We start from the raw sequence: 12755 nt of genomic DNA, 5'->3' as shown, positions 1-12755 counted from the left end.
ACTGCTGGCGGCCTTTTCCGTTCTAACGATCAGCGCCGCTTGGCGGCAATTCCGGTCGAGAGCGCCACGCCGACGCCCGTAATGAAGGCGGCGCTGATCTCGGCAAGGCCGATCTGTTCGCCGAGCAGGAGGCCGCCGCCGAGCGTTGCAAGAACCGGCGTCAGGGCCGTGAAGGCCGCAGCCTGCGTTCCGCCGAGAGTGCGGACAGCCGTGCCATAGGCGACCATGGCGACGAGGCCGGAAAGAACGCCTTGGCTCAGGACCTGCAGGCCGACTTCCGGAAGCGACGCCAGGGGCAAGGAGATGCCGAAGACCAGCGCCAGTGCTGCCATGATCAGGAAGGACCAGACGGCAATCAGCGCGCTCGCCTGAATGGCCGTCAGACCCGAACGGCGGAAGGCGTGCGTATAGCTCGCCCAGAGAATGGCGCCGGCCGGCAGCATCAAGAAACTCGTCCAGGGCAGGGAAGCATCGGCCAGGCTACGAAGGAGCAGGATCAGCACACCGGCGACGATCGCCGCCAGTCCGGCGATGCGGGTCGCATCCGGCCGCTCGCGAAACAGGAGAATGCCGATCAGCGCTGTAGCAAGCGGCATGGAGCCGCCGAGCAGAATGCCGGACGAAGCGGCCGGCGTGGAGTGAATGGCAAGCGTCGTCACCAGAAAGAAGATCGCGCCGCAGCCGGCGACCATGATTGCCAGCAGGGTGAGCGGCAGGCCCTTCGGCAACAGTCCCGTGCGCAGCCATACCGGTGAGAGAGCGAGTGCTGGGATGCCGAAGCGTATGAGGCCGATATCGATCGAGCCGAGCGGCGTTGCGGCACTGTGACGGGTCGCCAGAAACCATGTCGACCAGATCAGCACGGTAATCGTGCCGGCGGCATAACCGAGGGCCTGTGAAGGCGATTTGTCGTTCGAAAATGCGATCGTGCTCATCGTTCTGTCCTTTCCTCCAGTCGGATCTCATCCGGTTGAGGAGAAGATTAGCGCCAGATGCCGAGGCATGTCCTTGCTATCTATGGCTCAAAAATCGTGCTACGCGCAATGATCTGCCAATGAGTGCCGTTACGGTTCGCAAAAATGCCAAATCTCGATAAATTCGATATTGCCATCCTGAAATGCCTGCAGGAGGACGCGCGCGCCACCAATGTCGAGATCGCCGACAAGGTGAACCTCTCGCCGTCGCCCTGCCTGCGCCGCATCCGCAATCTCGAGAAGCTCGGCGTCATCCGCCGCTATACGGCCGATATCGACCGCAAGGAGGTCGGCCTCGGCCTTACGGTCTTCGTCGAGTTCAAGGTCGCTCACCACAGCCGGGAGAATTCCGAGGCGCAGCAGGCAGCGCTGCTCGCCATCCCCGAAATCGTCTCCTGCTTTCTGATTTCGGGCACGGCTGATTTCCTGGCAGAGGTCGTGGTCGAAGACCTTTCGGCCTATGAGCGGCTGCTGACGGAGACGCTGCTGACACTGCCGAACGTCACTGATATCAGATCGAATTTCGCCATCCGCAGCATCAAGACGCATGGACCGCTGAAGCTGCCAGAGCGCAACTAATGCTCATCCCGGACAAGGGACGTGCGAAGCGGGTTTGGTTCGGAATTGCATGAAAACAGGCCTCTGCATGCGCAAACGATTTCAGGCCGGATGGCCTGAAATCCCGAAGCAGGATCTACAGCAGCGTCCCGCTGAGGATGAGCAGCGCCACCGAGAAATAGATAACAAGTCCGGTCACATCGACCAGCGTGGCGACGAACGGAGCCGATGCCGTTGCCGGATCGAGCCGCAGCTTCTGCAAGAGGAAGGGCAGCATCGAACCCGACATGGAGCCGAAGGTGACGATGCCGACGAGGGCTGCAAAAACCGTCAGGCTGACCAGCTGCCAATGCGGGCCGTAATCATAGAGCCCGGCCGTCTGCCAGAAGATTACGCGGATCATGCCGACCAGGCCGAGGATCGCACCGAGCACGACGCCCGTCGGCAACTCGCGCAGCAGCACCCGCCACCAATCGGTCAGCTTCAACTCGCCGACGGCAAGCGCCCGGATGATAAGCGAGGTCGCCTGCGAACCGGAATTGCCGCCGGAGCTCATGATCAGCGGAATGAAGAGCGTCAGCACGACGGCCTTTTCCAGCTCGCCTTCGAAATGCTGCATGGCGCTGGCCGTCAGCATCTCGCCGAGGAAGAGGGCACAGAGCCAGCCAGCCCGCTTGCGGATCATGCCGCCGAAGCCGATCTTCATATAGGGCCGACCAAGCGCTTCCATACCGCCGAATTTCTGGGCGGCTTCGGTCGTATCCGCAATCATTGTGTCGATGACGTCATCGACCGTGACGATGCCGAGGATCAGGCCATGGTCGTCGACCACCGGCAGCGCCAGGAGATCGTGCTTGCGAATGAGGCGTGCGACGTCCTCCTGCTTCATCATGGGATTGGCCGAAACGGGGATGCCTTTCTGCGCTACCGAGAGGATCGAAGCATCAGGCTCGCCGGTGATGAGGCGGCGCAATGTCACGACATGCAGCAGTGCGCCGGAATTATGGTCCAGCACATAGATGGCATAGACGGTCTCGCGGGAGCGTTCGACCTGCCGCACATGGTCCAGCGTCTGCGCGACCGTCCAGTCGTCGGGCACGCTGACGAATTCCGTCGTCATGATGCTGCCGGCTGTGCGCGGGGGATAGCCCATCAGATGCTGGATGGCGACGCGAACAGGCTCCTCCAGGCTGGAGAACAGACGCACGCGGTCATCGACATCGAGCTCAAGCAGAACGTCGGCGACGCGGTCGTTGGACATGCCGTGCAGAAGACGGGCCGAATCCGCGCTGTCCATCAGCGCCAGAATGGCCGGTGCATTGCGCAGTTCCGGACGGTCGAGAATATTTACGGCATAGTCCTGCGGCATCCGCGAAAGGATGCGGCCGGCTTCAGCCGGGGCGAGCGCGTTCAGCGACTCCACGCGCTCGGCAATGGTCGCGACACGGTTGTTGTTCATGAAGGCGCGAGCGGCATAGCCGGCCCGCAGGGGGAAGCGATTGATATTCACTGGCTCGCCTTTCCGTCGATCCGCCGTAGCGTCCGAACGGGCGAGCCTGGAGCATCCAGGTCAGCGCGCGGCGGCCGCGTACGGCAAAGGCAATCGACTGCTACTGTCGCTTGGCATCTGAATGATGGCTCCGTTGATATCCGTGCACGACGTATGTCATGCACGTGTCACACTAGGTGGTCTCGAATGCGAAAAAAGTCAAGCTGCTTAAATGCTTAACGCCAGAATGCCGCACCCTTGGCGCGGCATTATAAGTCAGCATCATTTACGCATTATTCCAAAGGCCTGAAAAGGCGGATTTTCGCTTCCGAAAACCTCAGAATCCGGCGAGAACGACCTTGCCTTTCATCTTGCCGCTCTCGACCATGGCGTGGGCCTTCTTGAGATTCGCGGCATTGATCGTGCCGACGCTTTCCGACAGCGTCGAGCGGATTTTGCCGGCGTCGACGAGTTCGGAAATCTTGTTCAGGATCTTGTGCTGCTCGATCATGTCGGGTGTAGCGAAGAGCGGCCGTGTAAACATCAGCTCCCAGTGAACGGAAGCAGCCTTGCGCTTGAAGGGCACGATATCAAACGTCTTGGGGTCGTCGATCAATCCGAAACGGCCCTGCGGCGCCAGTGCCTCGACGATATCGCCGACGTGCTTGTCAGTATTCGTCGTCGAGAAGATGAAGCCCGGTGCTCCGAGGCCGAGAGCTGCGACTTGCGGGGCAAGCGGCTGTGAATGGTCGATGACGTGATGCGCGCCGAGTTCCTTCACCCAGCTCTGGGTCTCCGGACGCGAGGCTGTGGCGATGATGGTAAGATCCGTCAGTGCCCGGGCGATCTGGATGGCGATCGAGCCGACGCCACCTGCTCCACCGATGACGAGCACGGCAGCGGCAGCACCCGGCACGGGATCGGTGACGCGCAGCCGGTCGAACAGTGCTTCATAGGCGGTGATCGAGGTTAGCGGCAGGGCAGCCGCCGCTGCAAAGTCGAGGCTGTTGGGTTTGCGGCCGACAATGCGCTCGTCCACGAGCTGGAATTCGGCGTTCGAGCCGGGGCGATTGATGACGCCGGAATAGAAGACCTCATCACCCGGCTTGAACAGCGTGACGTCGGAACCGACAGCCTTGACAATGCCGGCGGCATCGAAGCCCAGCACCTTCAGCTCGTCGGCTGGTGGCGCCATGCCGGCGCGGACCTTCACATCGACGGGGTTGACGGAGACGGCCCTGATCTCGACCAGCAGGTCGTGACCCTTGGCCTCAGGCGTCGGCAATTCGACGTCGATCAGCGAGGTTTCGGCAGTGATCGGCTGTGGGGTCTTATAGGCGACGGCGCGCATCTTTTGAAACTCCTGTGTTCATTGCACGAGAGCTAGATGCGACCTATGTTCCGGCAACGCAAGAATGCACAAATTCTGTACGTAGTACCAAAAAGGATACTGTCGATGTCGCTGCCGCGCGCCAAATTACTCACGAATTTTCCCGGCTGCCCGGTGGAGGCGACGCTCAGTTATCTCGATGGAAAATGGAAGGGCGTGATCCTTTTCCACCTGATGGACAAGACTTTGCGCTTCAATGAACTCAGACGCCACCTGCCTGCGATCACCCAGCGCATGCTGACGAAGCAGCTGCGTGAGCTGGAAGAATCCGGCCTCATCTCACGAACAGTTTACCCGGTCGTGCCGCCGCGCGTCGAATATGCGCTGACCCCGCTCGGTTCCACGCTGAAGCCGGTCATCCGGGCACTTGCCGCCTGGGGTGACGAATTCGTCTTCTGTAGCCCCGAAGGCCGGGAACTGCATATTGCGAAGGCTCTAAGCGCGCCGGCTGCGGAGCTCCAGGCGTAGCGAGGCCGCAAAGACGAAAAGGCCGAGGAAAGACAGGAAGGCGCCGACATAGCCGGTCGCTGCAAAGCCATAACCCCAGGCGATAACGAGACCGCCGAGCCAGGCGCCGACCGCGTTGGCGATATTGAAGGCCGAATGGTTGGAGGCGGCAGCCAGCGTCTGCGCATCGGCCGCGACATCCATCAGGCGCGTCTGCAGCGCCGGGCCCGCCGCAAAGCCGCAGCCGACGAGGAAGACTGAGAGCCCGAGCATGTAGGGGTTCGAGGCGGTTAGCGAGAACATCGTCAGCACGACGATATTATAGACCAGCGAGCCGCCGATCGTGCCGAGCAGCGACTTGTCGGCAAGCCATGAGCCGATGACATTGCCGGCATTCATGCCGACGCCAAAAAGCACGAGCATAAGCGCAACGGCCGTTTCCGGCAGCATTGCGACCTGTGTCGTTGTCGAAGCGATATAGCTGAACATCGCGAACATGCCGCCATAGCCGACCGCCGCGATAGCAAGCGTCAGCAATATCTGCGGACGGCGGAAGGCGCCGAGTTCGCGCAGTGCGCTTGCCCCTTCGGCGACCTTGTCACGCGGCACGTAGAACCAGATGAGGGCGACCGTCACCAGGCCGATGATGCCGACGGTCAGGAAGGCGACCTGCCAGTCCAGCGCCTGACCGAAGAAGGTGGTCAACGGCGTGCCGAGCAGGGTAGCAACCGTGAGGCCGAGCATGACGCGGCCGACGGCGCGGGCACGGCGATGCACCGGCACCATGGAGGCAGCGACGAGGGCGGCCACGCCGAAATAGGCGCCATGTGGCAGACCGGTGATGAAGCGCAGCACCGTGAAGCTCTCGAAGGTCGGCGCGACGGCGCTCAGGATATTGCCGACCGCAAAGAGCAGCATGAGGCAGAGGAGCAGCGTACGCCGCGCCATCTTGGCGGCAAGGACAGCGATCACAGGCGCGCCGATCACCACGCCGAGCGCATAGGCGCTGATGACATAACCTGCCTGCGGGGTGGTGACCGAAAAGGTGTCCGCCACATTTGGTAGCAGACCCATGATGGCGAATTCACCGGTGCCGATACCAAAACCGCCGGCGGCAAGGGCCAGCTGCACCAGGGCCACGGTCATGCAAGAGGGAAGCTCCGCCTCCGGCCTCGAATCGGTGGAATCATCATCGATGGAATCGTTTACGGCAACCTGGCTCACGGGCGGTCCTCGGCGAATCTGTGCTTGTCGGCGACCTCTGGCATGGGGCAGGGTCGGCAGTCAGAAATGATGGGCAGAAATGGCGGGAGGTGGAGATACGCTCTCCATTATGCCATCTATCGAACAGGAGGTCGGGAGCGTCGAGTGCTTTTTTTGCAGTGCAGCGTCGTGTTATCTGCATACGTGTATTGCAATATTTGCGTTTCGGCGATGTGACTGGTCAAACCTTCCGGCTTGAAATCGCAACCGCTTCAACCATTTCTTGAGGGCAGGGACAGCGAGGATAGGAAACCGGGACCTCATGAAGCTCGTCGGCTTTTTCAATCGCGACGGCGGTACCTTCAGAACGACGGACATGCAGGCGTACGAGAGGCGGGCTGAAGAGGTCTTCCGCCAGGCCGGGCATGATTTCGATGCCATCGTCTTCTCCGGCAATGAGATCGTTCCCGCCATGGAACGCGCCGGGCGGCGCGACGACATCGACGGCATCGTTGCCGGCGGCGGCGACGGCACGATTTCTGCCGCTGCTTCGATCGCCTGGAGAAACGGCGTGGCGCTCGGCGTCGTGCCGGCAGGTACCATGAACCTCTTTGCCCGCTCGCTGAAAGTGCCGCTCGATATCTGGCAGGCGCTTGAGGTCCTGGCTTTTGGCGAACTCGACAATGTTGATATCGCCAGCGCCAACGGGAGGCCCTTCATTCACCAGTTCTCCGCGGGCCTGCACGCACGCATGGTGCGATACCGCAATTCCTACAGCTATCGTTCCCGCTTCGGAAAGATGCGGGCGAGCGCCCGTGCCGCTTTCGGCGTCGTCTTCAATCCGCCGGAATTCGACGTGGTCTTCGAGGCGGCAGGTATGAGGGAGACCCGTCGCGTTTCCGCCATCTCGGTCTCCAACAACCCTTTCGGCGAAAACACATTGCTCTATGCCGACAACCTGCGCAGCGGCGAGCTTGGTTTCTATACCGCAAGACCGCTGAAGCCGCTCGGCGTCGCACGGTTGGCGATCGACATGCTGCGCGGCAAGTTCCGTGAGAACGATGCGGTCATGGTCATGCATCCGGCCGAGGTGCATCTGCATTTTCCGAAGCTGCGCGCCAAGGCGAACTGCGTCATGGATGGCGAACTGCTGCCGCTGGAGCGCGATGTCGCCATCAAGCTTCATCCCGGCGAATTGAAGGTGCTGGTCAAGCAGGGATTGGCGGCGCAGGAAGGCGAACGTGAACGGCGCGAGCCTGCGGCCTGACATCGCCGCAGTGCCTCATTTGCCAGAAGAAAAACCGACATGACCGTTGATCAGGTCCTGCGCAGGTTAGAGGCGTGGAAGATACGTGCGGTAATCGAAATCGGATACAGTGCGCAGATGTGCGATCGCTTCCTTGTACTTCGTGTCGCCATAAAGCTTGCGATACCGCTCTCCAAAGATATCGGCGATGAAGGCCGATTGCCGGAATGTCTCCACCGCCGTCAGGAAATCATGGGTCAGCCGTTTTGCGCCTGGTGGCGTATAGGCGGGCGTCGTTTCCTCGCCGGGATTTAGATCGCCGTCGAGGCCGAGCAGCATGCCGCCGAGGATGGCCGCCAGCAGCAGGTAGGGATTGGCATCGGCACCGGCCACGCGATGCTCGATGCGCGCGGCCGGCCCGTTGCTGTCAGGAATGCGGATCGCCGTGCCGCGATGCCCGTTGCCCCAGGTCAGATCGGTCGGCGCGAAGGATCCCGGCTGGAAACGGCGGTAGGAATTGGCAAAGGGCGCGAAAACGAGCTGGGCCTCGTGCATGGTCTGCAGCATGCCTGCCGTCACCGATTTCAGCAGCGTCGGTTCGCCGCCCCTGGCATCGAGGATATTGTTGCCCTGGCTGTCGATGATGCTCGCATGCACATGCAGTCCGGAACCTGCATGGTCGGAATAGGGCTTGGCCATGCAAGTCGATTTTAGCCCGTGCTTGCGCGCTGCCTGCTCGGCGATGCGCTTCAGGTACAGGCAGTCGTCGGCTGCGGCCAGCGCATCGGGCCGATGCAGCAGGTTCACCTCGAACTGGCCGGGACCGAACTCCGCCGTCGTCGCCTCTGCCGGCAGGTTCATCGCATTGGCATAGTTGCGCAGCGTCAGCAGATAGCTGTCGAGTGCATCGACGGCGCTCATGTCATAGAGCTGAAAACCGTTCGGATCGCCGCGATAGGTAAGGCTTGCCGGCGGGCAGGGCGTGCCTGTCTCGCGCCAATTCTCCTCGACGACATAGAATTCCAGCTCCGTTGCCACGACAGGCGTCAGCCCGCGCTCGGCATAGCGCTCGAGAACGGAGGCGAGGATGCCACGCGGATCCATAAAGCTGCGGCTGCCGTCGAACTCATGCATGGTGGCAAGCACCTGCATGGAACCCTTCGGCGCCCAGGGCATAGGGGCCAGGCTGCGGCGGTCAGGAATGACATTGCCGTCGGGGTCGCCGATCGTCAGTGACAGGCCGGTAATGTCGTCATTGTCGTCGCCCCAGATATCGAGCGACTGCGTCGAGGTCGGCAGGCGGATATCGCCGGCCCAGACCTTCTTTTCGGCGGAAAGCGGAAGCTGCTTGCCGCGCAGGTCGCCATTCATGCCGACGATTAGGATCTCGAAACGCGGATCGCCCGCTTCAGCCTCTTTGCCGTTGCTCGCCATGACCTTGAAAATCCTCTCGCAGAAGGCCAAGCTCGTAAACGATCAGTCAAAGCCTTTCAATCCGAAGGTCCAATCATGTCCGATACTTACCCGATGTCCAATCTTGCTGCGATCGATGCCGCCCATCACCTGCATCCCTTCTCCGACATGAAGAAGCTGAATGCCGACGGCACGCGCATCATCGAGCGCGGCGAGGGCGTGCACATCTTCGATAACAAGGGCAAGAAGTATCTCGATGGTTTCGCCGGCCTCTGGTGCGTCAATATCGGCTATGGCCGCAAGGAAATCGCCGATGCCGTAGCAAAGCAGATGAACGAGCTGCCCTATTACAATACTTTCTTCGGTACGACTTCGCCGCCGACGACCCTGCTGGCGGAGAAAGTGACGTCCAAGGCGGGCCCGCGCTTCAACCATATCTTCTTCACCGGCTCCGGCTCCGAGGCGAACGACACGTGGTTTCGCATGGCCCGCGTCTATTGGGCGGCGGTCGGCAAGCCTTCCAAGAAGACCGTCATTGCCCGTCGCAACGGCTATCACGGTTCGACGGTTGCAGGCGCCAGTCTCGGCGGCATGAAATACATGCATGAGCAGGGTGATCTGCCGATTCCTGGCATCGTCCATATCGGTCAGCCCTATTGGTATGGGGAGGGCGGTGATCTCACGCCTGCCGAATTCGGCCTGAAGGTGGCCCGGGAACTTGAAGAAAAGATCGATGAACTCGGCGAAGACAATGTCGCCGCCTTTGTTGCCGAGCCGATCCAGGGAGCGGCCGGCGTCATCATTCCGCCGGAGACCTACTGGCCGGAGATCGACCGAATCTGCAAGTCGCGGAACATCCTGCTCGTGAGCGATGAGGTCATATGCGGCTTTGGTCGCCTCGGCGAATGGTTCGGCCATCAATATTTCGGCGTCGAGCCCGATTTCGCGCCGATCGCCAAAGGCCTGTCGTCAGGCTACCTGCCGATCGGCGGCGTGCTTGTCAGCGATCGCATCGCCAATGTGCTGATCAATGAGGTCGGCGATTTCAACCACGGTTTCACCTATTCCGGCCACCCGGTCTGCGCTGCCGCCGCACTCGAAAACCTCCGCATTATCGACGAAGAGAAACTCGTCGAGCGCGTGCGCGACGATATCGGCCCCTATTTCGCAAAGAAATGGGGTGAACTTGCCGAGCATGATTTCGTCGGCGAGGCGCAAAGTATCGGCCTGATGGGCGGCCTGCAGCTGGCCGCCGATAAGAAAACTCGTACTCGTTTCGAGAAGCCTGATCCGATCGGCTCCCTAGTGCGCAATCACGCACTCGCAAACGGTCTCGTGCTGCGCGCCACCGGCGACCGTATGCTCGCCTCGCCACCGCTCATCATCAGCCATGAGGAGGTGGATGAGATGGCGCGCATCGCAAAGATTGCGCTGGACGCGGCCTGGAAGGAACTGCGCTCTTAGAGAGACGCCGCGTAGGGATAGGCGACAGCGTAGGCGAACTGATAGGTGTCACCCGGCCGGCCGTAAATATAGGGCAGGGTGACGACATGCGTTTCCGGCTGCTTCAAGCCGTTCTCCGTCAGCACATCCCCGAAATATTCGTTCGGCCAGGCGGGTGGCGTCTTGCCCTTGTCATCGCGCCAGACGAAGACGACCGGATGTTTCGCGTCAAGATGGAACGTTGGCTTGAAGTCCGGATAAAAATAGGACTGCACCGGAGTGCCAGGCATCTGCAGCCGCATATTGCCTTCCAGATGTGGGTCGTAACCGACGATCAGTCCCGGCTCACCGCCGATATCCTTGCGGATCGTGTCGGCAAAACTGTCATAGGGAATGTTCAGCCGCTGATAGTCGCCAAAGAGCGGCCCCCAATAGGCGCGCATGGCGAGCACGACGAGCACCACAGCCATGATGACGCCGCTGACCGCAAGCGATGCCCGCAAGGGCACGCCGGTATCGACCTCGGCACTTTCGGCCTTCATGCAGATATAGAGCGGCAGAATGAGGAAAAGCGGCGTCAGCCAGCGGTCGGCGATATTGTCGACGCCTGCAAACAAGATCATCAGCGCAATGGCACCGATCTCGATCAGCAGGATACAACCCGATATCCGCGACCAGCGGCTGGAAGCGCGCCACATCGCCGGCAGTGATCTGGCAAAGAGCGACAGAAGGACGACGACCGAAAGACCGGCAATGCCGATAATCGCGACGACAAACCGAAGCAAACCGGTCGATACTTGTAAGGCGAGGCCTTTGCTTTCGTCGCCCGTCATCTTGTGCAGCGTGCGGTCGATCGCAAGATCGAGGTGATCCAGGAACCAGAGCGCGTGCGGCAGGACGATCGCGATCGCCAGGACGATGGTCAGGATCAGCCGCCAGTCGAAGAGCCGTTTGCGGAAATCGGTATCGATCAGGGCGGCGATGAAGGCTGCGGCGGGAAGAAGTGCAAAATTATACTTCGAGATCACGCCAATGCCGGTCGCGATGCCGACAATGGCATAGGAGATCGCCGAAGGCGTCTTCAGCGTGCGGAAAAACCCATAGAGGAACAGCGAGCCGGCAAAGATCGTCGCCACCGAATGCGTCAGGTCCCGCTGCGCCTCGAAGACGACCTGCGGCACGGTTAGCAGGCCGAGCGTCGCCACCACCACCAGGCTGCCGTTCTTTAAGGTCGACCGCGCCGCCAGCCAATAGAAGACATAGGAGAGGAACAGCATGCTGCATTTGAGGATCGACAGCGAAAACAGCGACACGCCGAAGAGCGATGTCACGCCGTATTGCACCCAGTTGTAAAAGGGCGGCTGTGAATTGTAGCCGAACGCAAACCACTGCGAGAGCAGTATCTGCTCCGCCTCGTCCAGTTCCAGCGCATTGGGAATGCTGAGCCGGACGATCAGGTGGAGCAGAAAATAGGTTCCAAGCACCGCCAGGATCAGATGTGGCCGGCGGCTGATGAGGCTCTGCACGTCAGCTTTCTCTGGAGAAGATCTGGCGCACGATATAGTTCGGCGACGCGTCGTCGCGATAGTAGGTGCGTGCGATCATCTCCGCCAGGATGCCCGTCGTGATCATCTGCACCGATGAGAGCAGCAGCACGACGCCGACCATCAGCATCGGTCGCGTGCCGATATCATTGCCCATGATGAACTTGTCGAAGCCGAGATAGAGCAGGATCAGCACTGCAAGAGCCCCGAGGCCGAGACCGAGCGAGCCGAAGAAATGGCCCGGACGTGCCTTGTAGCGCATGAAGAACATGACGGACAGCAGGTCGAGGATTACGCGGAAAGTGCGCGAAATGCCGTATTTCGATGTGCCGTGCTGGCGCGCATGGTGGGTGACGACCATTTCGCCGATGCGCGAGCTTGGCACGACGCCGGCGACCCAGGCGGGGATGAAACGGTGCATCTCGCCCATCAGCTTCACCTGCTTGATGATCGAGGCGCGATAGATCTTCAGGCTGCAGCCGTAGTCGTGCAGCTTTACGCCGGTGATGCGGCCGATCAGGTAGTTCGCGCACCAGGAGGGAATCTTCCGCAACAGCAGGCCGTCCTGGCGGTTCTTGCGCCAGCCGACGAGAAGGTCGAGTTCGCGCCGCTCCAGTTCCGCGACCATCGATGGAATATCCTTCGGGTCGTTCTGCAGGTCGCCGTCCATGGTGGCGATCAGCCGGCCCCGCGCCGTGTCGATGCCCGCCTGCATGGCGGCGGTCTGGCCGAAATTGCGCTGCAGCTCGACGATGCGCAGCGTCAGCCTTTCCTGATTGATATATTTGCGGGCATTGACGAGCGTCGCGTCCGTGCTGCCGTCGTCAACGAGGATCAGTTCCCAGCGATGCGGATAGTCGGTCATGGCCGCGACGATGCGCTCGACGAGCGGGCCGATGCTTTCTTCCTCGTTGAAGACCGGAACGACCAGCGACAGTTCGAGCGGTTGTACCGGATCATTCGTATCGAGAATGGACTCTACCGTTGTCTGCAAGTTTCATTTCTCCTAAAAGGCCCGGCAATGGAAGACCCTGGAACACCAGCCGCC

The 12755-nt window shown here is 60.9% G+C and carries 11 protein-coding genes; 4 read left to right on the top strand and 7 right to left on the bottom strand.

What is annotated here, in order from left to right:
• Window positions 1-29: 29 nt before the first annotated feature.
• Window positions 30-935, bottom strand: a complete 906-nt coding sequence (locus tag FHX08_RS11350; RefSeq protein ID WP_132650960.1) for a DMT family transporter — start codon at window positions 933-935, stop codon at window positions 30-32.
• A gap of 144 nt (window positions 936-1079) precedes the next feature.
• Between FHX08_RS11350 and FHX08_RS11345 the strand changes: the two genes are divergently transcribed.
• The gene (locus FHX08_RS11345; protein ID WP_132650961.1) at window positions 1080-1553 is read left to right on the top strand and encodes an Lrp/AsnC family transcriptional regulator; all 474 of its coding nucleotides are present in this window, start codon (window positions 1080-1082) and stop codon (window positions 1551-1553) included.
• A 115-nt stretch (window positions 1554-1668) separates the two neighbouring features.
• Here the strand turns inward: FHX08_RS11345 and mgtE are convergent, their stop codons facing one another.
• Together mgtE and FHX08_RS11335 are read right to left on the bottom strand one after the other, a co-directional pair.
• Window positions 1669-3042 carry a magnesium transporter gene (gene mgtE / locus FHX08_RS11340; protein WP_132650962.1) on the bottom strand — a complete coding sequence of 458 codons (1374 nt, stop codon included), beginning with the start codon at window positions 3040-3042 and terminating at the stop codon, window positions 1669-1671.
• 316 nt (window positions 3043-3358) lie between these two features.
• Window positions 3359-4372: a zinc-binding alcohol dehydrogenase family protein gene (locus FHX08_RS11335; protein ID WP_132650963.1), complete on the bottom strand. Its 1014-nt coding sequence runs from the start codon at window positions 4370-4372 to the stop codon at window positions 3359-3361.
• Between the two features lie 105 nt (window positions 4373-4477).
• Between FHX08_RS11335 and FHX08_RS11330 the strand changes: the two genes are divergently transcribed.
• Window positions 4478-4879 (top strand): helix-turn-helix domain-containing protein, encoded by a 402-nt coding sequence (locus FHX08_RS11330; protein WP_132650964.1) that lies wholly within the window; start codon window positions 4478-4480, stop codon window positions 4877-4879.
• On the opposite strand, the gene FHX08_RS11325 is transcribed toward FHX08_RS11330, so the two are convergent.
• Window positions 4847-6082 (bottom strand): MFS transporter, encoded by a 1236-nt coding sequence (locus FHX08_RS11325; protein ID WP_132650965.1) that lies wholly within the window; start codon window positions 6080-6082, stop codon window positions 4847-4849. The two genes, FHX08_RS11330 and FHX08_RS11325, sit on opposite strands and share 33 nt — an antisense overlap.
• Before the next feature lie 301 nt (window positions 6083-6383).
• Between FHX08_RS11325 and FHX08_RS11320 the strand changes: the two genes are divergently transcribed.
• Window positions 6384-7328, top strand: coding sequence for a diacylglycerol kinase family protein (locus FHX08_RS11320; protein WP_132650966.1), 945 nt, complete (start codon window positions 6384-6386; stop codon window positions 7326-7328).
• Window positions 7329-7394: 66 nt separating this feature from the next.
• Here the strand turns inward: FHX08_RS11320 and FHX08_RS11315 are convergent, their stop codons facing one another.
• A complete protein-coding gene (locus FHX08_RS11315) occupies window positions 7395-8741 on the bottom strand; it encodes a glutamine synthetase family protein (RefSeq protein WP_184327184.1) in 1347 nt (448 codons plus the stop codon).
• A 75-nt stretch (window positions 8742-8816) separates the two neighbouring features.
• On the opposite strand from FHX08_RS11315, the gene FHX08_RS11310 reads away from it, so the two are divergent.
• The gene (locus FHX08_RS11310; protein ID WP_184327183.1) at window positions 8817-10184 is read left to right on the top strand and encodes an aspartate aminotransferase family protein; all 1368 of its coding nucleotides are present in this window, start codon (window positions 8817-8819) and stop codon (window positions 10182-10184) included.
• On the opposite strand, the gene FHX08_RS11305 is transcribed toward FHX08_RS11310, so the two are convergent.
• The gene (locus FHX08_RS11305; RefSeq protein ID WP_184327182.1) at window positions 10181-11689 is read right to left on the bottom strand and encodes an ArnT family glycosyltransferase; all 1509 of its coding nucleotides are present in this window, start codon (window positions 11687-11689) and stop codon (window positions 10181-10183) included. The genes FHX08_RS11310 and FHX08_RS11305 overlap by 4 nt on opposite strands.
• A 1-nt stretch (window position 11690) precedes the next feature.
• Window positions 11691-12701: a glycosyltransferase family 2 protein gene (locus tag FHX08_RS11300; protein ID WP_132650970.1), complete on the bottom strand. Its 1011-nt coding sequence runs from the start codon at window positions 12699-12701 to the stop codon at window positions 11691-11693.
• Between the last annotated feature and the right edge of the window lie 54 nt (window positions 12702-12755).

The organism is Rhizobium sp. BK529 (genome assembly GCF_014194105.1).
In the GTDB taxonomy this organism is placed as follows: Bacteria; Pseudomonadota; Alphaproteobacteria; order Rhizobiales; family Rhizobiaceae; genus Rhizobium.
The sequence above is the reverse complement of the archived record's forward strand: the minus strand, read 5'-3'. Positions and strand labels throughout refer to the sequence as shown.

Coding starts and splice junctions, on each gene's coding strand:
- FHX08_RS11350 (WP_132650960.1), bottom strand. CDS start 935: ATGAGCACGATCGCATTTTCGAACGACAAATCGCCTTCACAGGCCCTC.
- FHX08_RS11345 (WP_132650961.1), top strand. CDS start 1,080: ATGCCAAATCTCGATAAATTCGATATTGCCATCCTGAAATGCCTGCAG.
- FHX08_RS11335 (WP_132650963.1), bottom strand. CDS start 4,372: ATGCGCGCCGTCGCCTATAAGACCCCACAGCCGATCACTGCCGAAACC.
- FHX08_RS11330 (WP_132650964.1), top strand. CDS start 4,478: ATGTCGCTGCCGCGCGCCAAATTACTCACGAATTTTCCCGGCTGCCCG.
- FHX08_RS11320 (WP_132650966.1), top strand. CDS start 6,384: ATGAAGCTCGTCGGCTTTTTCAATCGCGACGGCGGTACCTTCAGAACG.
- FHX08_RS11315 (WP_184327184.1), bottom strand. CDS start 8,741: ATGGCGAGCAACGGCAAAGAGGCTGAAGCGGGCGATCCGCGTTTCGAG.
- FHX08_RS11310 (WP_184327183.1), top strand. CDS start 8,817: ATGTCCGATACTTACCCGATGTCCAATCTTGCTGCGATCGATGCCGCC.